Origin of the sequence: Aeromicrobium stalagmiti, from assembly GCF_013283745.1 — a bacterium.
GTDB classification, from domain to species: domain Bacteria; phylum Actinomycetota; class Actinomycetes; order Propionibacteriales; family Nocardioidaceae; genus Aeromicrobium; species Aeromicrobium stalagmiti.
Genome location: NZ_JABSTZ010000001.1, coordinates 1,502,769 through 1,525,296 on the forward strand (window position 1 = coordinate 1,502,769; position 22,528 = coordinate 1,525,296).

General features: G+C 66.8%; 22 protein-coding genes and 1 tRNA gene. 21 read left to right on the forward strand and 2 right to left on the reverse strand.

From position 1 onward, the window contains the following. Window positions 1-26: 26 nt before the first annotated feature. On the reverse strand, window positions 27-341 hold the full coding sequence (locus tag HQK15_RS07410) for a DUF4190 domain-containing protein (protein WP_173490726.1): 315 nt from the start codon (window positions 339-341) through the stop codon (window positions 27-29). After that, window positions 338-1,414 (reverse strand): adenosine deaminase, encoded by a 1,077-nt coding sequence (locus HQK15_RS07415; RefSeq protein WP_367649091.1) that lies wholly within the window; start codon window positions 1,412-1,414, stop codon window positions 338-340. The genes HQK15_RS07410 and HQK15_RS07415 overlap by 4 nt, the downstream gene beginning before the upstream one ends. Window positions 1,415-1,573: 159 nt before the next feature. On the opposite strand from HQK15_RS07415, the gene HQK15_RS07420 reads away from it, so the two are divergent. From HQK15_RS07420 to rpoB, 21 genes are all read left to right on the forward strand, one after another. Further along, a tRNA-Trp gene (locus HQK15_RS07420) sits at window positions 1,574-1,646 on the forward strand. Window positions 1,647-1,681: 35 nt separating this feature from the next. Then, the gene (secE, locus tag HQK15_RS07425; RefSeq protein WP_173490728.1) at window positions 1,682-1,903 is read left to right on the forward strand and encodes a preprotein translocase subunit SecE; all 222 of its coding nucleotides are present in this window, start codon (window positions 1,682-1,684) and stop codon (window positions 1,901-1,903) included. A gap of 78 nt (window positions 1,904-1,981) precedes the next feature. Further along, a complete protein-coding gene (gene nusG / locus HQK15_RS07430) occupies window positions 1,982-2,815 on the forward strand; it encodes a transcription termination/antitermination protein NusG (RefSeq protein WP_437340246.1) in 834 nt (277 codons plus the stop codon). A 60-nt stretch (window positions 2,816-2,875) separates the two neighbouring features. After that, on the forward strand, window positions 2,876-3,304 hold the full coding sequence (gene rplK, locus HQK15_RS07435; protein WP_173490729.1) for a 50S ribosomal protein L11: 429 nt from the start codon (window positions 2,876-2,878) through the stop codon (window positions 3,302-3,304). A 93-nt stretch (window positions 3,305-3,397) separates the two neighbouring features. Further along, a complete protein-coding gene (gene rplA / locus HQK15_RS07440; protein WP_173490730.1) occupies window positions 3,398-4,111 on the forward strand; it encodes a 50S ribosomal protein L1 in 714 nt (237 codons plus the stop codon). Window positions 4,112-4,195: 84 nt separating this feature from the next. Next, window positions 4,196-4,942: a LolA-like protein gene (locus tag HQK15_RS07445; protein WP_173490731.1), complete on the forward strand. Its 747-nt coding sequence runs from the start codon at window positions 4,196-4,198 to the stop codon at window positions 4,940-4,942. A 33-nt stretch (window positions 4,943-4,975) separates the two neighbouring features. Continuing rightward, complete coding sequence (locus tag HQK15_RS07450) at window positions 4,976-5,812, forward strand: SCO4651 family lipoprotein (protein WP_173490732.1); 837 nt, start codon at window positions 4,976-4,978, stop codon at window positions 5,810-5,812. Window positions 5,813-6,061: 249 nt separating this feature from the next. After that, window positions 6,062-6,727 carry a 50S ribosomal protein L10 gene (rplJ, locus tag HQK15_RS07455; RefSeq protein WP_173490733.1) on the forward strand — a complete coding sequence of 222 codons (666 nt, stop codon included), beginning with the start codon at window positions 6,062-6,064 and terminating at the stop codon, window positions 6,725-6,727. 54 nt (window positions 6,728-6,781) lie between these two features. After that, a complete protein-coding gene (gene rplL / locus HQK15_RS07460) occupies window positions 6,782-7,171 on the forward strand; it encodes a 50S ribosomal protein L7/L12 (protein ID WP_173490734.1) in 390 nt (129 codons plus the stop codon). Window positions 7,172-7,471: 300 nt separating this feature from the next. Further along, window positions 7,472-8,425, forward strand: coding sequence for an ABC transporter ATP-binding protein (locus tag HQK15_RS07465; RefSeq protein ID WP_173490735.1), 954 nt, complete (start codon window positions 7,472-7,474; stop codon window positions 8,423-8,425). Continuing rightward, a complete protein-coding gene (locus HQK15_RS07470) occupies window positions 8,422-9,198 on the forward strand; it encodes an MlaE family ABC transporter permease (RefSeq protein WP_173490736.1) in 777 nt (258 codons plus the stop codon). The genes HQK15_RS07465 and HQK15_RS07470 overlap by 4 nt, the downstream gene beginning before the upstream one ends. Window positions 9,199-9,200: 2 nt before the next feature. Continuing rightward, window positions 9,201-10,046 carry an MlaE family ABC transporter permease gene (locus HQK15_RS07475; RefSeq protein WP_173490737.1) on the forward strand — a complete coding sequence of 282 codons (846 nt, stop codon included), beginning with the start codon at window positions 9,201-9,203 and terminating at the stop codon, window positions 10,044-10,046. A gap of 3 nt (window positions 10,047-10,049) precedes the next feature. After that, window positions 10,050-11,501, forward strand: a complete 1,452-nt coding sequence (locus HQK15_RS07480; RefSeq protein WP_173490738.1) for an MCE family protein — start codon at window positions 10,050-10,052, stop codon at window positions 11,499-11,501. Next, on the forward strand, window positions 11,498-12,595 hold the full coding sequence (locus HQK15_RS07485; RefSeq protein ID WP_367649092.1) for an MCE family protein: 1,098 nt from the start codon (window positions 11,498-11,500) through the stop codon (window positions 12,593-12,595). Before HQK15_RS07480 ends, HQK15_RS07485 begins: the two co-directional genes overlap by 4 nt. Window positions 12,596-12,618: 23 nt before the next feature. Continuing rightward, a complete protein-coding gene (locus HQK15_RS07490; protein ID WP_367649093.1) occupies window positions 12,619-13,590 on the forward strand; it encodes an MCE family protein in 972 nt (323 codons plus the stop codon). Then, window positions 13,587-14,774, forward strand: a complete 1,188-nt coding sequence (locus tag HQK15_RS07495) for an MCE family protein (RefSeq protein ID WP_173490740.1) — start codon at window positions 13,587-13,589, stop codon at window positions 14,772-14,774. Before HQK15_RS07490 ends, HQK15_RS07495 begins: the two co-directional genes overlap by 4 nt. After that, window positions 14,771-16,141, forward strand: coding sequence for an MCE family protein (locus tag HQK15_RS07500; RefSeq protein WP_173490741.1), 1,371 nt, complete (start codon window positions 14,771-14,773; stop codon window positions 16,139-16,141). The genes HQK15_RS07495 and HQK15_RS07500 overlap by 4 nt, the downstream gene beginning before the upstream one ends. Further along, window positions 16,138-17,355, forward strand: a complete 1,218-nt coding sequence (locus tag HQK15_RS07505) for an MCE family protein (RefSeq protein WP_173490742.1) — start codon at window positions 16,138-16,140, stop codon at window positions 17,353-17,355. Before HQK15_RS07500 ends, HQK15_RS07505 begins: the two co-directional genes overlap by 4 nt. A 38-nt stretch (window positions 17,356-17,393) precedes the next feature. After that, window positions 17,394-17,924, forward strand: a complete 531-nt coding sequence (locus HQK15_RS07510) for an Rv1363c family protein (RefSeq protein WP_173490743.1) — start codon at window positions 17,394-17,396, stop codon at window positions 17,922-17,924. Next, complete coding sequence (locus HQK15_RS07515) at window positions 17,921-18,850, forward strand: hypothetical protein (RefSeq protein WP_173489404.1); 930 nt, start codon at window positions 17,921-17,923, stop codon at window positions 18,848-18,850. Before HQK15_RS07510 ends, HQK15_RS07515 begins: the two co-directional genes overlap by 4 nt. 197 nt (window positions 18,851-19,047) lie before the next feature. Next, the gene (rpoB, locus tag HQK15_RS07520; RefSeq protein ID WP_173490744.1) at window positions 19,048-22,509 is read left to right on the forward strand and encodes a DNA-directed RNA polymerase subunit beta; all 3,462 of its coding nucleotides are present in this window, start codon (window positions 19,048-19,050) and stop codon (window positions 22,507-22,509) included. The last annotated feature ends 19 nt before the right edge of the window (window positions 22,510-22,528 follow it).

The window sequence follows — 22,528 nt, forward strand, 5'->3', positions numbered from 1 at the left end:
CGCCCAGCCTTCCACAGCCGGGTCGGTCAGGAGCCGTAGCCGGAGTCGTAGGCGTTGACGACCAGCTGGCCGGCGACGCCGACGGCCAGCCCGAGCAGCAGCAGGAGCAGCAGGGCGCTCGCGATCATGCCGAGGATCATCCCGGCCCGCGCCTCGCCGGCTCCTGACCAGCGGGTCGGCTCTCGCTGCGCCTCGCGGCGGGCCGAGGCGCCGAGGTACCACGCGAGCGGTCCCATGACGACCGGCACGACGACGATGATGCCGACCAGGCTCACGATCCCGATGACGAGCGAGGCGGTCGCTCCCGGTGCCTTGGGCGCCGGCGGGTGGAACACCGTCACGCGCTCGGAGCCTCGTCGGTCGAGGTGAGCCACGAGTCGACGGCCGTGAGGGACGACGACACCAGGTCGCTCGGGGCGTACGACCGGCGGATCGACATGCGGCCCAGCTCGGCGAGCTCGCCGTCGGTGAGGCCCTGCGCCGCGCGGAGCACGGCGTACTGCCCGGCCAGGCGTGAGCCGAAGAGCAGGGGGTCGTCGGCGCCCAGCGCGACGTCGACGCCAGCCGCCATGAGGGGACGGATCGGCACCTCCTCGAGCGTGCTGAAGACACCCAGCGAGACGTTCGAGGTCGGGCACACCTCGAGGGCGACGCCGCTGTCGGCGACCCGTCCCAGCACCGCGTCGCTCTCGGCCGCCCTGACCCCGTGGCCCAGCCGGTGCGGGTGCAGGTGGTCGAGGCACTGCGTCACGTGGGCGGGGCCGCGCAGCTCACCGCCGTGGGGCACGAGTGCCAGGCCGGCGCGCTCGGCGATCGCGAACGCGGGACCGAACGACGCGGTGTCGCCGCGCCGCTCGTCGTTGGAGAGGCCGAACCCGATCACGCCGCGCCCGGCGTACTGCGCCGCCAGGCGCGCGAGCGTCCTGGCGTCGAGCGGGTGCCGGGTGCGGTTGGCGGCGATCACCAGGCCCATGCCGATCCCCGCCCGTTGCGACGCGTCACGCACGGCGTCGATGACCAGGTCGGTGAAGTCGGTGACGGTGCCGAAGCGCGCGGCGTAGCCCGAGGGGTCGACCTGGATCTCGGTCCAGACCGATCCGTCGGCGGCGTCGTCGAGGGCGGCCTCGAGCACAAGACGGCGCACGTCCTCCTCGGTGCGCAGCACGGAGCGGGCGACGTCGTAGAGCCGCTGGAAGCGGAACCAGCCCTTCTCGTCGGCCGTGCTCAGCTCGGGCGGCCACTCCTCGGTCAGCGAGGTCGGCAGCCGGATGCCGTCGCGCTCGGCCAGCTCCAGCAGCGTGCCGTGGCGCATCGAGCCGGTGAAGTGCAGGTGCAGGTGCGCCTTCGGCAGCGCCGTGATCGAACGGGCGGGGGCCACACTGGCTGCGGGGAAGTCTTCGACCGGGTCGGGCACACCGCCATCCTGCCAGCCGCCGTACGCGGGCGTGACCGGCGATGCCCCACGCCTCGGTTCGACGGCGGCACGTGCCACCACGTACACTTGACCCACCGGTGAATATTCACTCTGAATCGTCATGCCCGAAGCCGGGCGGCGGCTCGATGAAATTGACTGAGGGCACTAGCTCAACTGGCAGAGCATCGGTCTCCAAAACCGAAGGTTGGGGGTTCAAGTCCCTCGTGCCCTGCGAAACACGACCATGACACGACCAAGGAGATTCACGTGAGCGATCGTCACGAGCTGGCCGGCACGTCCGGCAAGCGCACCTCGCCGATCACGTTCTACCGCCAGGTGATCGCCGAGCTCCGCAAGGTGGTCTGGCCGACCCGTCCGCAGGTCGTCAACTACTTCTGGGTGGTCCTCGTGTTCGTGCTGGTCATGATGGCCATCGTGGCCGGACTCGACTACGGCTTCGGCAAGGCTGCGTTCGCCATCTTCGCCTAGCCACCCGCCCGACAGCACTCACCCGCACCAGACTTGCAAGGCCAAAGGATCACTGTGACTCAAGGTTACGAAGAGAACATCGACGTGGACACGGACGAGCTGTCCGACGTCCCGGACGTCGATGTCGACGCGCCTGACGCCGAGGAGCCGACCGACGAGGTCGACAGCCCGGCCGACGAGGCCGACGTCGACACGACGGACGACGCCGAGGGCTCTGACGACGCCGAGGTCGACGAGGAGCAGGCCGACGAGGTCGACGCCTCCGCCGACGCTGACGAGGACGAGGACGACGCCCCCGTCGTCGACGCGCTCCAGGAGTTCAAGGACCGTCTCTACAGCCAGTTTGGCGACTGGTACGTCGTCCACACCTACTCCGGCATGGAGAAGCGGGTGAAGTCGAACCTCGAGAACCGCGTCACCTCGCTCAACGCCGAGGACTACATCTTCGAGGTCGTCGTGCCCACCGAGGAGGTCGCCGAGATCAAGAACGGTCAGCGCAAGCTCGTCAAGCGCACCGTCCTTCCCGGCTACGTCCTGGTCCGCATGGACCTCACCGACGAGTCGTGGGGCGTCGTCCGCCACACCCCGTCGGTCACGGGCTTCGTGGGCAACTCCCACCAGCCCGTCCCCCTCAGTCTTGCCGAGGTCGAGAGCATGCTCGCCCCGGCAGTGGAGGCGGAAGTCGCAACTGCGGCGGACGCCCCCGATCAGCAGCAGACGAAGACCGCCAAGGTCGAGTTCTCCGACTTCGAGGTCGGCGACTCCGTCATGGTCGTCGATGGACCGTTCGCCACGCTGCACGCGACCATCACCGAGATCAACATCGATGCGCAGAGGGTCAAGGCCCTCGTGGAGATCTTCGGTCGCGAAACGCCGGTCGAGCTCAGCTTCACCCAGATCCAGAAGGTCTGATCGCGAAGCGATCGTCGAGCCGACCGAACTACTAGCAACAATCTATAAAGGACCCGAGAAATGCCTCCCAAGAAGAAAGTCGCAGCCATCGTCAAGGTGCAGCTGCAGGCCGGTATGGCCAACCCGGCACCGCCCGTCGGTACCGCGCTGGGCCCGCACGGCGTCAACATCATGGAGTTCTGCAAGGCCTACAACTCGGCCACAGAAGCCATGCGTGGCAACGTCGTGCCGGTCGAGATCACGATCTACGAGGACCGCACCTTCAGCTTCATCACCAAGACGCCTCCGGCGGCTGAGCTGATCAAGAAGGCTGCTGGTCTGCAGAAGGGGTCGGCCATCCCGCACAAGGAGAAGGTCGGCAAGATCTCCAAGGACCAGATCCGCGAGATCGCCACGACCAAGCTGCCCGACCTCAACGCGACCGACATCGACGCCGCGATGAAGATCGTCGAGGGCACCGCGCGCTCGATGGGCGTCACGACGGACTAGGTCCGTCACACACCTACACCCGCACCACTAGTGGCAGGGCCGGCTGGGCCCGTTCAGACCACGACTGGTTCACACACAGAAGGAACACCAGAGATGGCACAGCACAGCAAGGCGTACCGCGAGGTCGCCGAGAAGATCGACAAGGACAACCTCTACACGCCGCTCCAGGCCACCAACCTGGCCAAGGAGTCGGGCAGCAAGAAGTACGACTCGACGGTGGACGTCTCCATCCGCCTCGGCGTCGATCCCCGCAAGGCCGACCAGATGGTGCGCGGCACCGTCAACCTTCCGCACGGCACGGGCAAGACCGCACGGGTCCTGGTCTTCGCCACCGGCGCCAACGCCGAAGCTGCTCGTGAGGCCGGAGCCGACTTCGTCGGTGCCGACGAGCTGGTCGACAAGGTCAACGAGGGCTGGCTCGACTTCGACGCCGTCGTCGCGACGCCGGACATGATGGGCAAGGTCGGTCGCCTGGGTCGCGTGCTCGGCCCCCGCAACCTGATGCCGAACCCCAAGACCGGCACGGTCACCCCCGACGTCGCCAAGGCTGTCGGCGACATCAAGGGCGGCAAGATCGAGTTCCGCGTCGATCGTCACGCCAACCTGCACTTCGTGATCGGCAAGGCGTCGTTCTCCGCCGAGCAGCTCGCCGAGAACTACGGCGCCGCGCTCGACGAGGTCCTGCGTCTCAAGCCGGCCAGCTCGAAGGGTCGCTACGTCAAGAAGATCACGGTCTCCACGACCAACGGTCCCGGCATCCCGGTCGACCCGAGCCGCACCAAGAGCTACGCGCTCGACGAGGCCTGAGCCTCCTGCACGTCCCACCGGCCCTGTGCTGATGTCACTGACATCGGCACAGGGCCGGTGTCGTTGCTGTCGGGGGATGGTGTGATGAGGCTCAGCCGTGTCGTGGTGGGTGCAGCTGTCGTCCTGGGAGTCCTCAGCGGGTGCAGCGGGTCCGACACGACTGCCGGGTCGATCGACCCCGACTCGTTCATGCCCGACCTGATCGCCGCGATGCGCGAGCAGGGGTCGGTGAGCATCACGATGAAGGTCACCGGGTCCGGCGGATTCAGCGGCGAGGGCGACATGGTGTTCGGCCAGGACCCCGAGGAGTCCGACATCGACTTCCGGGCCGACACCGCGGGCGAGAGGTTCGGCATTCGCGTGGTCGACGGTCGCACGTTCATCGCCTACGACTCGCTGACGGACGGCAGGTTCTACGAGCTCGACACCGACGGCGGAGGCGCGCTGGAGCAGCAGCTCGGCAGCCTGGCGGACCAGCTCGACCCGAGCGCCTCGTTCGAGCCGTTCGCCGACTCGGTCACGTCGGTCGAGCAGGTGGGTGAGCCCGAGACGGTCGCCGGGGTCGAGTCGCAGCACCTGCGTGTCACGGTCGACACCGCCAAGATCGACAGCCCCGAGCTCCAGGGCCTCCCGGCGGCCCAGCTGCCCGACACGTTCACCTACGACTTCTGGGTCGACGACGACGGCCTGCTGCGCCGGGCCGCGTTCGAGCTCGGTGGCTTCGCCCTGTCGGGCGACTACCTCGACTACGGCAAGACCGACGAGATCCCCGTGCCGTCGGGAGACGAGCTGACGACGAAGAACCCGTTCGCCGGCGTCACCGCCGACTAGAGACACCCTGTCGAGGAGGTTACGATCGTGCCCATGAACCTGCGCCCGAAGAAGCTTGCCGCTGCTGCCTCTGTCGCCGTCCTCGTCCTCGGAGCCGCTGCGTGCGGTGGGAGCGACGACGGCGCCGCCTCGAAGGGGTCGTCGTCCGACTCCTCCTCGTCCTCCAGCTCGTCCTCGACCGGCGGTGAGCTGACGAAGGCCAACTTCATCTCCTCGGTCACCGACGCCCAGCTCGACGCGAAGTCCAGCCATGTCGTGATGGACATCGGCGTCGGTGGGCAGTCGATCAAGGCCGAGGGAGACGTCGAGGTCGGCGCCAGCGCTGCCGAGACCTCGATGAACCTGACCATGGACATGGGGTCCACGGGCATGGGGTCGCTCAAGATGGTCCTGGTCGACTCGATCCTCTACCTCAACTTCGGGCAGATGACCGGCGGCAAGTACGCCAAGATCGACCTCAACGACGACAGCAACCCGTTCGCCCAGCAGTTCGGCAGCATCACCGAGCAGCTCGACCCGTCCCAGCAGCTCGGGCAGTTCGAGGCGGCGCTGACGTCGTTCGAGAAGAAGGGCAGCCCCGAGAAGCTCGACGGAGTCGACGCCCAGCCCTACGAGGTGGTGCTCGACACCACCAAGATCAAGGCCTTCTCCGAGCTGCCCGGCGCAGCGAGCGCCCAGATGCCCAAGACGCTGACCTACGTCATGTACGTCGGGTCCGACAACCTGCTGCGGCGCATGACGGCCGACGTGGCCGGATCGAAGATCCAGGTCGACTACTCCCAGTGGGGCGAGGACATCGACGTCAAGGCGCCGGCCGCCGACGAGATCACCGACAAGGACCTCAGCCAGCTCGGCGCCATGGCGTCCTGACCACGGTGACGGGGTGACCGATTTGGTCACCCCGTCACCGTGCCCTATTCTGGAACTGCCGAAGACCGCTGGCCGGTAGCTCTCAGGAGCTGCCCGAAGCGCCCGAGAGGGTGGCCCGCGCAGGTTCACGATCCAGATGCAGCATCACCGCGTCCCGTGGCCCTGTGCCCGGGACGCTTTTTCGTGTCGGGCCCGTGTACGCACATGGGGTCGCAGTCTTCGTAGGACCCATGTGCTGGAAGGAGACCCATGGTCAACGCGGAAAAGATTGCCGCCGTTGCCGAGCTCGCGGACAATTTTCGCGATTCGAGCGGCGCAGTTCTCACCGAGTACCGCGGTCTCACCGTCAAGCAGCTGCAGGAACTGCGGCGCTCGCTCGGTGAGGACGTGCACTATGCCGTCGCCAAGAACACGCTGACCAAGATCGCCGCCAAGGACGCAGGTGTGGAGCTCGACAACGAGCTGCTCGTCGGTCCGACCGCGATCGCCTTCATCAAGGGCGATCCGGTGCTGGCTGCGAAGAGTCTGCGCGACTTCGCGAAGGCCAACACGCCCCTCGTCATCAAGGGAGGCTTCCTCGACGGGAAGATCCTCTCCGCTGACGAGATCACGAAGCTGGCCGACCTCGAGTCGCGCGAGGTCCTCCTCGCCAAGCTCGCAGGTGGCATGAAGGCCAGCCTCTCGAACGCCGCGTCGCTGTTCAACGCCCCGCTGTCGCAGGCCGCCCGAGTTCTGGGTGCCCTGCAGGCGAAGGCCGCGAGCGACCCGTCGATCCTGGCTGCGGGCCCCGAGCCTGTCGCCGCTGCCGCCGAGGAGGCCCCCGTGGCCGACGAGGCTGCCGTCACCCCGGCCGAGGCACCCGCCGACGCCGCCCCTGTCGAAGCGTCTGCCGACGCCGAGACGACCGAGGGCTGAAAGCCCGATTCACATCGGGACCCCCTCGGGGTCTCATAACGGAAGGACGCCACCATGGCGAAGCTCAGCACCGGCGACCTGCTGGATGCATTCAAGGAAATGACCCTCATCGAGCTCTCCGAGTTCGTCAAGGAGTTCGAGGAGACGTTCGACGTCACCGCGGCCGCTCCTGTTGCTGTTGCCGCGGCCCCCGCCGCGGGCGGCGCTGCCGGTGGCGAAGCCGCCGCCGAGCAGGACGAGTTCGACGTCATCCTCGAGGGTGCCGGCGAGAAGAAGATCCAGGTCATCAAGGAAGTTCGCACGATCACCGGTCTCGGACTCAAGGAGGCCAAGGACCTCGTCGAGGGCGCCCCGAAGCCTGTCCTCGAGAAGGCCAACAAGGAAGCTGCCGACAAGGCCAAGGAGGCCCTCGAGGCCGCCGGCGCCAGCGTCACCGTCAAGTGACACTCGGCTAGCTGCCACACCTCGAAGGCGCTCCTCCCTCACGGGAGGGGCGCCTTTGGCGTGTCCGGACCGATTGAGGTGGCGGGCTGACGTGGCGTGGGTCACGATTGTGACTCGGAGTTACCTGGGGTATGTTGCCTCAGATCCCTCGGTGTTACTCACGAGTCACAATCTGACCTGATTTCGTAACCTCGGTTGCGAACCTTCGTTATGTTCTGTGTCCACGGTCACACCGACCTAGGATGTACATGTTCTGCCGGCAGCAGCCGGTGGGCCACGGTAAGCAAGGAGGGGCCGTCCGTGGGCGTTGAAGTCGTCGTCGAAGGTCTGACGAAGAAGTTCGGTAGCCAGACGATCTGGAACGATGTCACGTTGACCCTGCCTGCGGGCGAGATCTCGGTGATGCTCGGTCCGTCGGGCACCGGCAAGTCGGTGTTCCTGAAGACCCTGATCGGGCTGCTCAAGCCCAACTCGGGCCACGTCTTCATCGAGGGCGTCGACATCGCGAACTGCAAGGAGAAGGAGCTCTACGAGATCCGCAAGCTCTTCGGCGTCCTGTTCCAGGACGGCGCGATGTTCGGCTCGATGGACCTCTACGACAACGTCGCCTTCCCGCTGCGCGAGCACACCAAGAAGTCCGAGTCCGAGATCCGCACCATCGTGATGGACAAGATGGAGCTCACCGGTCTGGTCGGCGCCGAGCGCAAGCTGCCCGGCGAGATCTCCGGCGGCATGCGCAAGCGCGCCGGTCTGGCCCGTGCGCTGGTGCTCGACCCCGAGATCCTGCTGATCGACGAGCCCGACTCCGGCCTCGACCCGGTCCGTACCTCCTACATCAACCAGCTGTTCATCGACCTGAACGCGCAGATCGACGCGACGTTCCTGATCGTGACCCACGACATCAACACGGCCCGCCGGGTCCCTGACAACATCGGCCTGCTCTACCACAAGCACCTGGCGATGTTCGGTCCGCGCGAGATGCTCCTGACCTCCGAGGAGCCGGTCGTCGCGCAGTTCCTCAACGCGCAGACCGTCGGTCCGATCGGCATGTCCGAGGAGAAGGACGCCGACGAGCTCGCCTCCGAGGCCGGCATCGCGATGCCCGCGCTGCCGCCGGTGCCGATGCAGCTGGAGACCTCCGACGGCCGTCCGCGCCGCGGCCAGCGCGAGCCCGGAGCCTGGTGCCGCGACAACGGCGTCACCCCGCCCCCCGGATCCTTCGAGCGCAGCTCCGAACAGGCTGTCACAGCGTGAGCGCAGCTGTCGTCGCCGGGCCCGCACGGGTTGCCGGCAACCTCTTCGCCTTCGCGCTGGACGTGCTGGTCGCGCTGTTCCGGCGGCCGTTCCAGCTCAAGGAGTTCCTGCTCCAGGCCTGGTTCATCGTCAAGGTCACGATCGTCCCCACGGCGTTCGTCGCGATCCCGTTCGGTGCCGTGATCGCCCTGCAGGTCGGTGGCCTGATCAAGCAGTTCGGTGCGCAGTCGTTCACCGGCTCGGCGGCCGTGCTCGCGGTCGTCCGCGAGGCCGGCCCCATCGCCTGTGCGCTCCTGATCGCCGGAGCTGCCGGATCGGCCATCGCCGCCGACTTCGGCGCCCGTCGCATCCGTGAAGAGCTCGACGCGATGATGGTCCTGGGCATCGACCCGATCCAGCGCCTCGTCGTCCCGCGTGTGCTCGCCTGCATGCTCGTCGCCGTCTTCCTCAACGGCATCGTCACGGTCGTCGGCGTCGCCGGCGGATACGTGTTCAACGTCGTCCTGCAGGACGGCACGCCAGGCGCCTACCTGTCGTCGTTCACCGCACTGGCGCAGCTACCAGACATGTATCAAGGCATGGTCAAGGCCCTCATCTTCGGCTTCCTCGCCGCGATCGTCGCCGCCTACAAGGGAATGAACGCCAAGGGCGGCCCCAAGGGCGTCGGTGACGCGGTCAACGAGGCGGTCGTCATCACGTTCACCCTGCTGTTCATCGTCAACTTCTTCATCTCGGCGATCTACATCCAGCTTGTCCCGCCGAAGGGGATGTGACGATGTCCGACAAGACAGCTCTGTCCGCTATCACGAGCGTTCCCGGCAAGTTCGGCAGCTTCCTGGACGGCCTCGGCCACCAGATGCTCTTCTACATCCGGGTCATCCGCTCGGTGCCGCGCACGATCACCACCTACGGCAAGGAGATCGTCCGTCTCCTCGCCGAGGTCACGCTGGGCTCCGGCTCGCTGGCCGTCATCGGCGGCACCGTCGGCGTGATCACCGCGATGTGCTTCTTCACCGGCACCGAGGTCGGCATCCAGGGCTACGCAGCCCTCGACCAGCTCGGCACCGCGGCCCTCACCGGATTCGTGTCCGCCTACTTCAACACCCGTGAGATCGCGCCGATCGTGGCCGGCATCGCCCTGGCTGCGACGGTCGGCTGCGGGTTCACCGCCCAGCTCGGCGCCATGCGCATCAGCGAGGAGGTCGACGCGCTCGAGACGATGGCGATCCCGTCGCTGCCGTTCCTGGTCACCACGCGTGTGATCGCCGGTCTCATCGCCGTCGTGCCGCTCTACATCGTCGGTCTGCTGTCGTCCTACTTCGCGACGAGGTTGACGATCACCCAGATCAACGGGCAGAGCTCTGGCACCTACGACCACTACTTCACGACCTTCTTGCCACCCAGCGACGTCTTGTGGTCGTTCGCGAAGGTCCTGATCTTCGCGATCGTCGTGATCCTCATCCACTGCTACTACGGCTACTACGCCAGCGGTGGACCGGCCGGGGTGGGTGTGGCCGTCGGCCTCGCCGTCCGAACCTCGATCGTTGCCATCAACGTCGTCGACCTGCTCGCCTCGATGGCGATCTGGGGCACGAACGTCACCGTGAGATTGGCGGGCTGACCCATGGCTCGTACCCCTGTCCTCGAGCGGCCCACGTCGCTGAAGATCCTCGGCGCCGGCTTCCTGGCCATGGTCCTGCTGTTCCTGTGGGTCACCTACGCCTTCTTCACGAAGGCCTTCGTCGACTACGACACCGTGACCCTCAAGACCGACACCACCGGCGTCAACCTGCCGCAGAACGCGGACATCAAGCTGCGCGGCATGATCGTCGGCGAGGTCCGCAGCGTCAAGCCCGACGGCGACGGCGTCAAGCTCGAGCTCGGCATGAACCCCAAGTTCATCGACGACGTCCCGAAGGGCGTCACGGCGCAGCTCATCCCCAAGACGCTGTTCGGCGAGAAGTACGTCGCCCTGATCCCGCCGGACGGCGCGGGCACCGACGGTCCGTCGCTGCAGGCAGGCGACACGATCACGAAGGCCAACGTGCCGATCGAGGTCGAGACGCTGCTGAACGACCTCTACCCGTTGCTCGACGCGGTCGACCCGGCCAACCTGTCCTACACCCTCAGCGCGGTGTCCTCGGCGCTCGAGGGACGGGGCACCGAGCTCGGCGAGACGCTGGTCACGCTCAACAGCTACCTGCAGAAGACCAACCCCGACGTGCCCCAGCTGATCACCGACCTGACCAAGCTCGGCACGGTCGCCGACGGCTACGCCGACGCGATGCCCGACATCGGCCGGCTGCTCCGCAACACCGTGGTCACGGGCAACACCGTCGTGGCCAAGAAGGCCCAGCTCGCGGCGTTCTTCGACGAAGGGACCCGCTTGTCCGACACGCTGACCGCGTTCACCACCGAGAGCGGCGACGACCTGGTCGAGCTCGCGAGCGACAGCCGGCCGATCCTGGAGATGGTCGCCGACTACTCGGTGACGTTCCCGTGCTTCCTGAAGTCGTTGAGCACCCTGATCCCGCGCCTCGACAGCGCCTTCCGTGACGGCATGCTGCACATCAACGTCGAGGTGATCAAGCAGCCCAACGCCTACAGCGCCAACGAGAACCTCTCGGCGAGCCAGGCGACCTTCGACGCGGCCCGCCAGGACCCCGGCGCCAAGAACGGCTCGCAGATCACGGGCCGCAACGCCGCGTCGCCGTCGTGCATCGACCTCAACGAGATCAACAAGGGTCGCGCGCAGCAGGAGGCCATCAGCTCGCAGGAGAACCCGTTCACGATCCCGGCCGACGTCTACAAGCTCGTCGGCGTCAAGCGCGCCCACACCAAGTTCGGCACCTCCGGCCCCGGCGGTGACTTCGCCAAGAACCGTGCGGCGGCCTCGAGCCTGGATCTGCAGGACCTCGTGGGTCCGAGCATCGGCTCCACCGACTCGGCGGGCGAGCGCGCCCAGCTCGACCTGCTCATCGCCTCGATGACCGGCTCGGAGGCCGCTGACGTCCCCGACGTCAGCTCGCTGCTGATCGGTCCGATGCTGCGCGGCACGGAGGTGAGCCCGAAGTGAAGCAGATCGACAAGGAGTCGATGACCGCAGCGGTCAAGCTCGGCTTCTTCTTCGCCTTCACCGGCATCTCGACGCTGATCCTGGCGCTCACGCTGAGCAACGGGTCGTTCGGCGACCGCAAGGAGTACAAGGCGATCTTCTCCGACGTGACCGGCATGGCCAAGGGCGATGACGTGCGCATCGCCGGCGTGGCCGTCGGCTCGGTCAAGAAGGTCGAGATCGTCAACCGTGACAAGGCTCGCGTCACCTTCGGCGTCGACTCCGACGTTCCCCTGACGGCCAACACCAACGCGACGATCAAGTTCCGCAACCTGGTCGGACAGCGCTACATCGCGCTCACCCAGGGTGCCGACGGTGCCAAGTCGGTGCTCGCGGCCGGCAGCACGATCCCCGAGGAGCGGACGCAGGAGGCACTCGACCTCAACGTCCTGCTCAACGGCTTCAAGCCGGTCTTCCAGGCTCTCTCGCCCGAGGACACCAACAAGTTCGCCTACGAGATCGTCCAGACCCTGCAGGGCGAGAGCGGCAACGTCGAGAACCTGCTGGCCCGCACCTCGTCTCTCACCAACACGCTCGCCGACCGCGATCAGCTGATCGGTGACGTGATCGTCAACCTCAGCGACGTGCTCGACACCGTCGGCAGCCGCGACAAGCAGCTGACCGACACGATCGACACGCTCCAGCAGTTCGTCACCGGGCTCAAGGACGACCGCAACGCGATCCTCGACTCGGTCGACTCGATCTCCGACCTCACCGACGAGACCTCCGACCTGCTGGTCCAGGGGCGTCCGGCGCTGACCGAGGACATCAAGCAGCTGCGGGCCCTGACCAAGAACCTGTCGTCGAAGAAGAACCTCAAGACGATCTCGACCTCGATCCAGATCCTGCCGATCAAGCTCAGCAAGATCGGCACGGCGGCGTCGTCGGGCAGCGAGTTCAACTTCTACCTCTGTGAGGTCAACGGCAGCATCACCATCCCCGCCATCAAGCTCGGTGGCGTGACCGTCCTGCCCGAGACCCCGCTCGACCTCACCGGCCCCAACGGCCTGAAGGTCGGCGGATCACGATGCAACCAGCCGGGGTATGACAAGTGAAGCCTTTCCGCGAACGCAATCCCGTGATCATCGGTGTCATCGGCATCGCCGTGATCGCCCTGATGATGCTCGGTGCCTTCCGTGCCGACCGGCTGCCGATCATCGGCAGCGGCGACACCTACTACGCCAACTTCGCCGAGATCGGCGCCCTCAAGGACGGCAACGAGGTCCGGGTGGCCGGCGTGTCGGTCGGCAAGGTGCGGGGCATCGAGCTCGACGGCAACAAGGTCCGTGTCACGTTCAAGATCGACAAGGGCACCGAGCTTGGTCTCGAGACGGGCGCCGACATCCGGGTCCGGACGCTGCTGGGCGCGGAGTACCTCGCGTTGACGCCGAAGGGCGATGGCACGCTGCCCAAGGGCGCCACGATCCCGATGGAGCGCACGACGCCTCCGTACGACGTCGTCCAGGCGTTCTCCGACCTCAGCCGCACGACCGACCAGATCGACGTGCCCCAGCTGTCCGACGCGCTCGACACGCTCGCCGAGGTCTCGAGCCAGACACCGGAGGAGTTCCGTGGAGCGATCCAGGGAGTCTCCGACCTGTCACGCAACCTCGCCGCGCGTGACGACCAGATCAACACCCTGCTGGTCAACCTCAAGAAGGTCTCCGGCGTGCTCAACTCGCGCAACGACGAGCTCGTCACGCTGTTCAAGGACTCCGACGTCCTGTTCTCCGCGATCAGCGAGCGGCGCGACTCGATCCACCGCCTGCTGGTCTCGACCCAGTCGATCTCCACACAGCTGCGGGGACTCGTCAAGGACACGCGGGCCGATCTCAAGCCGGCCCTCGACCAGCTCGACGTCGTCACCTCCATGCTGCGCAAGAACGAAGCCAGCCTCGACGAGGCGTTGCGGGTCTACCCGGCATTCACGCGGGTGTTCTCCAACGCGCTCGGCACCGGGCCGTGGTTCGACATCTATCTGGGCGGACTCACCTCCGCCTCGGGCCTGGGCGAACAGCTGGCCGACGCACTGAAGGGAGCCACGCCATGACCGCGCTGGCCCAGCGATTCGCGGGATTCTCCAAGGTGCTGGCGGCCGTCGTCGTCCTGCTCCTGATCGCCGCCGCCCTGCTGTTCCTCAACAACGGCGACGGCAAGCGATATCTCACGGTCGACTTCGAGCAGACCAACTCGGTCTACAAGGGCTCGGACGTCAAGATCCTCGGTGTCCCGGTCGGCAAGGTCGAGAAGCTGACGCCGCGCGGCAACGTCGTGCGGGTCAAGATCGCCTACGACGGCAAGCAGAAGCTGCCGGCCGACGTCAAGGCCGTCGTCGTCTCGCCGTCGATCGTCGGCGACCGCTTCGTCCAGCTGGCTCCCGCCTACAACGGTGGACCGACCCTGAAGGACAACGCCTTCCTGTCCGTCGACCGCACCGCCGTGCCGATCGAGCTCGACGCGGTCTACCAGTCCCTTGACGACCTCTCGGTGGCGCTCGGCCCGAAGGGTGCCAACAAGGAGGGCTCGCTCAGCAAGCTCCTCGACGGCACCGCCGCCCAGTTCAAGGGGCAGGGTGCGCAGGTCAACGAGACGATCAAGAACTTCGGCAAGCTCAGCACGACGCTGTCCAACAACAAGGACGAGCTGTTCGGCGGCCTGCGTGAGGTGGAGGACTTCGTGAGCCTGCTCAAGACCAACGACTCGGCTGTCCGGTCGTTCAACGACAGCACGGCCAAGGTCTCCACCGTCCTGGCTGGAGAGCGCGACGACCTTGCAGCAACGCTCGAGGCGCTCAGCAAGGCCTTGGTCGACGTCAACGGTCTCGTCAAGGAGAACCGCAGCGCGCTGCGCGGCAACGTCGACAACATCGCCTCGCTCGCCAAGCTGCTGGCCAAGCACAAGGACGACCTCGAGCAGATCACGCTCAACGCGCCGACGGCCTTGACCAACGTCTCGCTGGCCTACAACAGCACGTCCGGCACGCTCGACACCCGGGCCGACATCCCCGAGGTGCTGTTCAGCGCGCTCGACAACCCCGCGAGCCTGGTCTGCAACCTTCTCGGTGAGACCCTCGACGAAGGTGGCCTGTGCTCCTCGCTGACCGACCTGCTGCCCGACATCCTGCCTCGCGCCGGTGCTGCCCAGCAGCCGACCGCGAAGGCTCCGGCCGCAGTCGCGCAGGCGCCGAGCGACCCGGTCTACGACTCGCTCGCCGGACTGGGAGCAGGCCGATGAGCGCGCGCAGGACCGTCAAGGTCGGCGTCCTCGCCGCCGTCTCGGCACTGGTGCTGAGCGGCTGCGGGTTCTCGCCCTACAAGCTGCCGCTGCCCGGTGGCGCCGACGTGGGCAGTGAGCCCTACCAGGTCAAGATCCAGTTCCGGGACGTCCTCGACCTGGTGCCGCAGAGCGCCGTCCGGGTCAACGACATCGCGGTCGGCAAGGTCACCGACATCAAGCTCCAGGGCTGGACGGCGCTCGTGACCGTCAAGGTCAACCGCGATGCCCAGCTGCCCGACAACACCGTCGCCACGATCCGCCAGACCAGCCTCCTCGGCGAGAAGTTCGTCTCGCTGGCTCCACCCGAGCAGGGCGCCATCGGCTCGCTGGGCAACGGCGACATGATCCCGTTGGAGCGCTCGAGCCGTAACCCCGAGATCGAGGAGGTGCTCGGTGCCGCCTCGCTGCTGTTCAACGGTGGCGGCCTCGAGAAGACCAACACGATCATCAAGGAGCTCAACAACGCGTTGGGAGGCAACGAGCCCGAGGTCAAGGAGCTCATCGCCTCCACGTCCTCGTTCATCACGCAGCTCGACGACAACAAGGACGCGCTGCTGACCTCGCTGGAGAAGGTCGACCGTCTGGCGACCGCGACGCTCGACCAGAAGTCGGCCATCACCGGCGCGCTCGACGACCTGCCTGATGCACTCCGGGTGGTCAACCAGCAGCGCGACGACCTGGTCGGCCTGCTCCAGTCGCTCGACAAGCTCAGCAACGTCGCCACCGACGTCATCCGCGAGTCCAAGGACGACACCGTGGCCGACCTCAAGGCGCTGGCTCCGACGCTCAAGAACCTGGCTGCTGCCGGAGACGACCTCGCCACCGGCACCAAGGCCCTGCTGTCCTACCCGTTCACCGACGGCTTCGTCGGCAACTCCCTGGCCGCGGCCACCGGTCGTTGCCAGGACACGCCGACGGTCAAGGAGGGCGCCTGCTTCGGTGACTTCGCCAACCTGTCGATCAGCCTCGACATCAGTGCGGACCAGCTCAGCAACCTGCTCGGGGTCGATCTGGGCGATGCGCTGGCCGGCACGCCGGCCGACGCGGCCGCCGCATCGGGTGACCCGTTGTCCGGTGACGACCTGGCCGACCTGATCTCGGGTCTGCTCCCCGGTGGCTCCGGCAGCCTTCCCGACCTGGGTCTGCCGACCCTGGGTGGCGGCGCCGACAAGCCGTCAGGCACCTCGAGCCCGACGCCCAAGCCGACCGAGCCGACCCAGAAGGGCCTGCTCTGCGGGCTGCTCGGGTCGTGTCGAGCGCCGGCTGCCAGTGCCTCGTCGTCCGACGTGGTGCGACTTCTCACGGAGCCGGTGATGGCGCGATGATCACCAGACTGACCAAGTTCCAGCTCGTGATCTTCGCGATCGTGACCGTCATCGGCGGCGCTTTCGTCGGTGGGCGCTACGCGCAGCTCGATCGTCTCGTGGTCGACCGCAGCTTCCCGGTCACTGCACAGTTCTCCGACTCCGGGGGCATCTTCGCCGGCGCCCAGGTGACCTATCGCGGCATCCCGGTCGGCAAGGTGGGGTCCTTGGACTTCCAGCAGGGCGGCGTCCAGGCCACGATCGACATCGAGAACAGTGCGCCCAGGATCCCGCGCGACGTGCTGGCGGTGGTCGCCAACAAGTCGGCCATCGGCGAGCAGTTCATCGACCTGCAGCCGCGTGCCAACTCCGGCCCCTACCTGACGCGCGGCTCGGAGATCTCGATCCTCAACACCCGGATCCCGATCGACACGACGACGCTGCTCGTCGACGTCAACTCCCTCGTCAAGTCGGTCAACACCGACAGCCTGCGCACCGTGGTCGACGAGCTCGGTCAGGCCTTCGAGGGCACCGGCAAGGACCTCGCGACGATTCTCGACACGTCCTCGGACTTCATCCAGACCGCCGACGACAACATCGACGTGACCCGCTCGCTGATCCGCGACTCCGACACGGTGCTGCAGACCCAGATCGACAAGCAGGGCGAGCTGGCGACGTTCTCCAAGAACCTCGCGCTGCTGTCCGACACGCTCGTCGACGCCGACCCCGATCTGCGCCGCCTGCTCGACAAGGGCAGCGTCAGTGCCCGCACGGTGCGCAAGGTCGTCGACGAGAACTCCAAGGATCTCAGCAATGCGGTGCGTGACCTCGTCACGGCCAACAAGCCGCTGAGCAAGAACGTGCTGGGGCTGCAGGCCGTCTTCGTGCTCTACCCCTACCTGCTCGAGGGCTCGTTCTCGGTGCTCGACCCTGCGGTCGAGAACGGCAAGGAGACCGGCGACTACAACGCGACCTTCGGCCTGGTCCTCACCGACCCGACGGCGACGTGCTCGTTCGCCCAGAACGGTGGCGACGCGTCGGGCTATCGTCAGCGTCGTGCGGAGGGCACGATCAGCGACACCGAGTTCAGCACGGACGTGGACTGTAAGGTCAAGGACAACAAGATCGCGCGGCAGGCATCGAAGACGGTGCTGCAGCGATCCGCGGCCGCGTCAGGACTTGCGGCAGACGGAAAGGACTCCTGGAAGTGGCTTCTGCTCGATCCGGCCCAGTGACCTCGTGGTCTGGCCGACGTCGAACGATCCGCGTCCTGGTGGTCCTCGCCTCTCTCGGCGTGCTGCTGGCCGTGGCCGGCGTCGTCCTGCCGAGCTTCGGCGGGGACGACCGGACGGGAGACCGTGAGCAGGTGACGTCGCGTGCCAGCGACTTCGCCGTCGCGATGAACACCTTCGACTTCTCCCAGCCCGAGGACTACCGCAAGCGGATCAAGACGCTGCTGACGCCGGGCTACTACAAGGAGTTCCTCGCGAACTCCGAGGCGACCGAGGAAGTCCTCGCCAAGAACAAGGTGAGCCTCAAGAGCGGCGACGCCAAGGTCATCGGCATCGCGGTGCAGAGCATCGACAGCGACTCGGCCGAGGCGATCGTGGCCTTCGACGCCTCGATCTCCAGCGACAAGGCTGCCGTGACGGCGCCGCGGGAGTTCCGCTGGAAGATCGCGTTCGCCAAGACGAAGGGTGAGTGGCTGGTGTCCCGGTTCGAGAGCGTCGGCACGGTCGAGTCCCAGGTCGCGACCGAGCCGACACCGAGCTCGACCCCGTCCGCCGGAGGTGATGGGCAGTGAGCGACTCCAACGGACCCGTCCGTCGTCGGCGCATCGCCGGCGAGGCGCCGGCCTCGGCCCCCGCCAAGAAGGCGCCGGTGAAGAAGTCCCCCGCCAAGAAGGCGCCCGCCAAGAAGGTGCCGGCCAAGAAGGCCCCCGCGACGGCGAAGGCAGCGCCGGCCAAGAAGACACCGATCAAGAAGGCACCGGCGGCCAAGAAGGCGTCTGCTGTCGAGCAGGCCGTCTCGCTCGACACGTCCACGACATCGGCTCCGACGCGACCCTCTGTGCCCACCGCCCGCAGGAGCACGCCGGCCGTCGCCAAGCCGGTCCGCCCCGCCCCCGCGGCCGCAGCGGACGACGACGGCGCCGGAACAGGCCGCCCGGGCCGCGCCGACCTGCGCTGGCTGGTGCCTGCCGCGCTGGTCACCGCCGCCGTCCTCGTGCTGGGCGCGCTGCTCGCGATCCGCGGCGTGCAGGACTTCACCGACGACGGGGGAGACCTCGCCACGGCCCAGCGCCAGGCCACCTCGGCTGCTGCGACGGCGTCCGAGGCGATCTTCTCCTACCGCTACGACCAGCTCGACGGCTACGTCCAGGAGCGTCAGGCGCTGATGACCCCGGCCTTCGGCAAGAAGTTCGCCGAGGCGCAGCCGCTGCTGGAGGAGATCGCTCCACAGGTCAAGGTGCAGATGAAGGGCGTGACCCAGGACGCCGCGCCGATCGCCTGTGGCGAGGAGTGCTCCGACACCAAGGTCGACGTGCTGCTGTTCTTCGACCAGGTCCGACTGGTCGGCGACGCGAACGAGACGACGACGTTCCCGCGGCGGCTCAAGATGACGATGGTCAAGGCCGACGACGGCTGGCTCGTCGACGACATCGTCTATCTCGAGAACTCCCCGGAATCACCGGGCGAAACCACGCAGGGCGACACAAAAGCCAACTAGCCTCCCTGACGAGTCGCTGATTGTCAAGACCCGCCCTTGCTTCGGCGTGGCTTGCGGGTTACACTGAACTTTCGCGCTCGCCTTGTCCTGCCCATCTCCTCATCGGGGTGCAAAGGCGCCCCTTGACCGGGGTCGTTTGGCGTGCGCGCAGCACGACCTTCGAGCCACCCGCCTGCGAGCCCTTGGAAGGACCCCTCTTGGCCGCCTCGCGCAACACTGCAACTGTTCAGCCCCGCCGCATCTCTTTCGCCAAAATCGCAGAACCCCTCGAGGTCCCTGAGCTCCTGGCTCTGCAGACCGACAGCTTTGCCTGGCTGATCGGCGACGAGAAGTGGAAGGAAGGCGTCGACGCCGCTCTTGCAGCCGGCCGTACCGACGTCTCCACGAAGTCCGGCCTCGAGGAGATCTTCGAGGAGATCTCCCCGATCGAGGACTTCTCCGAGACGATGAGCCTGTCGTTCCGGGACCACCGCTTCGAGCCGCCGAAGTACTCGGTCGACGACTGCAAGGACCGCGACGTCACCTACGCCGCGCCCCTGTTCGTCACCGCCGAGTTCATGAACAACGAGACCGGCGAGATCAAGAGCCAGACGGTCTTCATGGGCGACTTCCCGCTCATGACCGACAAGGGCACCTTCATCATCAACGGCACCGAGCGTGTCGTCGTCTCGCAGCTCGTCCGGTCGCCGGGCGTCTACTTCGAGCGCACGCCCGACAAGACGTCCGACAAGGACATCTACACCGCCAAGGTCATCCCCTCGCGTGGTGCCTGGCTCGAGTTCGAGATCGACAAGCGCGACATGGTCGGCGTCCGTCTCGACCGCAAGCGCAAGCAGAGCGTCACCGTGCTGCTCAAGGCGCTCGGCTGGACCGAGGCGCAGATCCTCGAGGAGTTCGGCCAGTACGAGTCGATCCGCCTGACGCTGGAGAAGGACAACACCACCGGTCAGGACGACGCGCTGCTCGACATCTACCGCAAGCTGCGTCCGGGCGAACCGCCGAGCCGCGAAGCTGCCCAGACCCTTCTGGACAACTACTACTTCAACGCCAAGCGCTACGACACGGCCAAGGTCGGTCGCTACAAGATCAACAAGAAGCTCGGTGTCGACGAGGCGTTCGACCAGCAGACGCTGACGATCGACGACATCGTGTCGACGATCAAGTACATCGTGGCCCTGCACGCCGGTGAGACCGAGCTGGCCACCGCAGCCGGCGACACCATCGTCGAGGCCGACGACATCGATCACTTCGGCAACCGTCGGATGCGCACGGTCGGCGAGCTGATCCAGAACCAGCTCCGCACGGGCCTGGCCCGCATGGAGCGCGTCGTCCGCGAGCGCATGACGACCCAGGACGTCGAGGCCATCACGCCGCAGACCCTGATCAACATCCGCCCGGTCGTCGCGGCGCTGAAGGAGTTCTTCGGAACCTCGCAGCTGTCGCAGTTCATGGACCAGAACAACCCGCTCGCGGGCCTGACGCACAAGCGTCGTCTGTCGGCCCTCGGACCGGGCGGTCTGTCGCGTGAGCGCGCCGGCTACGAGGTCCGCGACGTCCACCCGTCGCACTACGGCCGCATGTGCCCGATCGAGACCCCCGAGGGACCGAACATCGGTCTGATCGGCTCGCTCGCGTCCTACGGACGGATCAACTCGTTCGGCTTCGTCGAGACGCCCTACCGCAAGGTCGTCAAGAACAAGGTCACCGAGCAGATCGACTACCTGACCGCGACCGATGAGGACCGCTTCATCATCGCCCAGGCCAACTCGATCCTGAGCGAGGACGGCACCTTCGCCGAGGACATGGTCCTGGTGCGTCAGAAGGGTGGCGAGGCCGAGCTGCGTCCCGCCGCCGACGTCGACTACATGGACGTCTCGCCCCGCCAGATGGTGTCGGTCGCGACCGCGCTGATCCCGTTCCTCGAGCACGACGATGCCAACCGCGCCCTCATGGGCTCGAACATGCAGCGTCAGGCCGTCCCGCTGATCCGCAACGACGCGCCGCTCGTCGGCACCGGCATGGAGTTCCGTGCCGCCGTCGACGCCGGTGACGTCACGGTCGCCAAGGTCGCCGGTGTGGTCAACGAGGTGTCCGCGGACGCCATCGAGATCATGCAGGACGACGGCTCGTACTTCACGTACCGCCTGGCCAAGTTCAAGCGCTCCAACCAGGGCACCTGCACCAACCAGCGTCCGCTCGTGGCGCACGGGCAGCGGGTCGAGGTCGGCACGCCGCTGGCCGACGGTCCCTGCACCGACGAGGGCGAGATGGCGCTGGGCACCAACCTGCTCGTCGCCTTCATGCCCTGGCAGGGTCACAACTACGAGGACGCGATCATCCTCTCCCAGCGCGTCGTCCAGGACGACCTGCTGACCTCGATCCACATCGAGGAGCACGAGGTCGATGCTCGCGACACCAAGCTGGGCCCCGAGGAGATCACGCGGGACATCCCCAACGTCTCCGAGGAGATGCTGGCCGATCTCGACGAGCGTGGCATCATCCGCATCGGTGCCGAGGTCGGCAACGGCGACGTCCTGGTCGGCAAGGTCACGCCCAAGGGCGAGACCGAGCTGACCCCCGAGGAGCGTCTGCTCCGTGCGATCTTCGGCGAGAAGGCGCGCGAGGTGCGCGACACCTCGCTCAAGGTCCCGCACGGCGAGAGCGGCACCGTCATCGGCGTCCGGGTCTTCGACTCGGCCGAGGGTGACGAGCTGTCCCCGGGCGTCAACCAGCTGGTCCGCGTCTACGTGGCCCAGAAGCGCAAGATCTCCAACGGCGACAAGCTGGCCGGCCGTCACGGCAACAAGGGCGTCATCTCCAAGATCAACCCGATCGAGGACATGCCTTTCCTGGAGGACGGCACGCCCGTCGACATCGTGCTCAACCCGCTCGGTGTCCCCGGTCGAATGAACGTCGGACAGGTGCTGGAGACGCACCTGGGCTGGGTCGCCAAGACCGGCTGGGACATCACCGACATGAAGGACGAGTGGGCCGACCGCCTGCGCGCCATCGGTGCTGACCGTGCGCCCAAGGACAGCAACGTCGCCACGCCCGTCTTCGACGGTGCCCGTGAGGACGAGATCCAGGGCCTGCTGGCCTCGACGCTCCCCAACCGGGACGGCGAGCGCATGGTCAAGCGTGACGGCAAGGCGGTGCTCTTCGACGGTCGTACCGGCGAGCAGTTCCCCGATCCCGTCTCGGTCGGCTACATGTACCTGCTCAAGCTGCACCACCTGGTCGACGACAAGATCCACGCACGTTCCACGGGTCCCTACTCGATGATCACGCAGCAGCCCCTGGGCGGCAAGGCGCAGTTCGGTGGACAGCGTTTCGGCGAGATGGAGGTGTGGGCCCTCGAGGCCTACGGAGCGGCGTACGCGCTGCAGGAGCTCCTCACCATCAAGTCCGACGACATCCTCGGACGCGTCAAGGTCTACGAAGCCATCGTCAAGGGCGAGAACGTGCCGGAGCCGGGTATCCCGGAGTCCTTCAAGGTTCTCGTCAAGGAGATGCAGTCCCTGTGTCTCAACGTCGAGGTGCTCTCGAGCGACGGAACCGCTGTCGAGATGCGCGACGCGGAAGAGGATCTCTTCCGTGCCGCCGAAGAGCTCGGCATCGATCTGTCCCGGCGCGAGCCCTCCAGCGTGGAAGAAGTCTGAGACGTCGCGAGGGCCCCGC

Coding starts and splice junctions, on each gene's coding strand:
- rplJ (WP_173490733.1), top strand. CDS start 6,062: ATGGTCAACGCGGAAAAGATTGCCGCCGTTGCCGAGCTCGCGGACAAT.
- HQK15_RS07450 (WP_173490732.1), top strand. CDS start 4,976: ATGAACCTGCGCCCGAAGAAGCTTGCCGCTGCTGCCTCTGTCGCCGTC.
- HQK15_RS07475 (WP_173490737.1), top strand. CDS start 9,201: ATGTCCGACAAGACAGCTCTGTCCGCTATCACGAGCGTTCCCGGCAAG.
- HQK15_RS07500 (WP_173490741.1), top strand. CDS start 14,771: ATGAGCGCGCGCAGGACCGTCAAGGTCGGCGTCCTCGCCGCCGTCTCG.
- rplA (WP_173490730.1), top strand. CDS start 3,398: ATGGCACAGCACAGCAAGGCGTACCGCGAGGTCGCCGAGAAGATCGAC.
- HQK15_RS07445 (WP_173490731.1), top strand. CDS start 4,196: ATGAGGCTCAGCCGTGTCGTGGTGGGTGCAGCTGTCGTCCTGGGAGTC.
- HQK15_RS07505 (WP_173490742.1), top strand. CDS start 16,138: ATGATCACCAGACTGACCAAGTTCCAGCTCGTGATCTTCGCGATCGTG.
- rplL (WP_173490734.1), top strand. CDS start 6,782: ATGGCGAAGCTCAGCACCGGCGACCTGCTGGATGCATTCAAGGAAATG.
- HQK15_RS07495 (WP_173490740.1), top strand. CDS start 13,587: ATGACCGCGCTGGCCCAGCGATTCGCGGGATTCTCCAAGGTGCTGGCG.
- HQK15_RS07480 (WP_173490738.1), top strand. CDS start 10,050: ATGGCTCGTACCCCTGTCCTCGAGCGGCCCACGTCGCTGAAGATCCTC.
- rplK (WP_173490729.1), top strand. CDS start 2,876: ATGCCTCCCAAGAAGAAAGTCGCAGCCATCGTCAAGGTGCAGCTGCAG.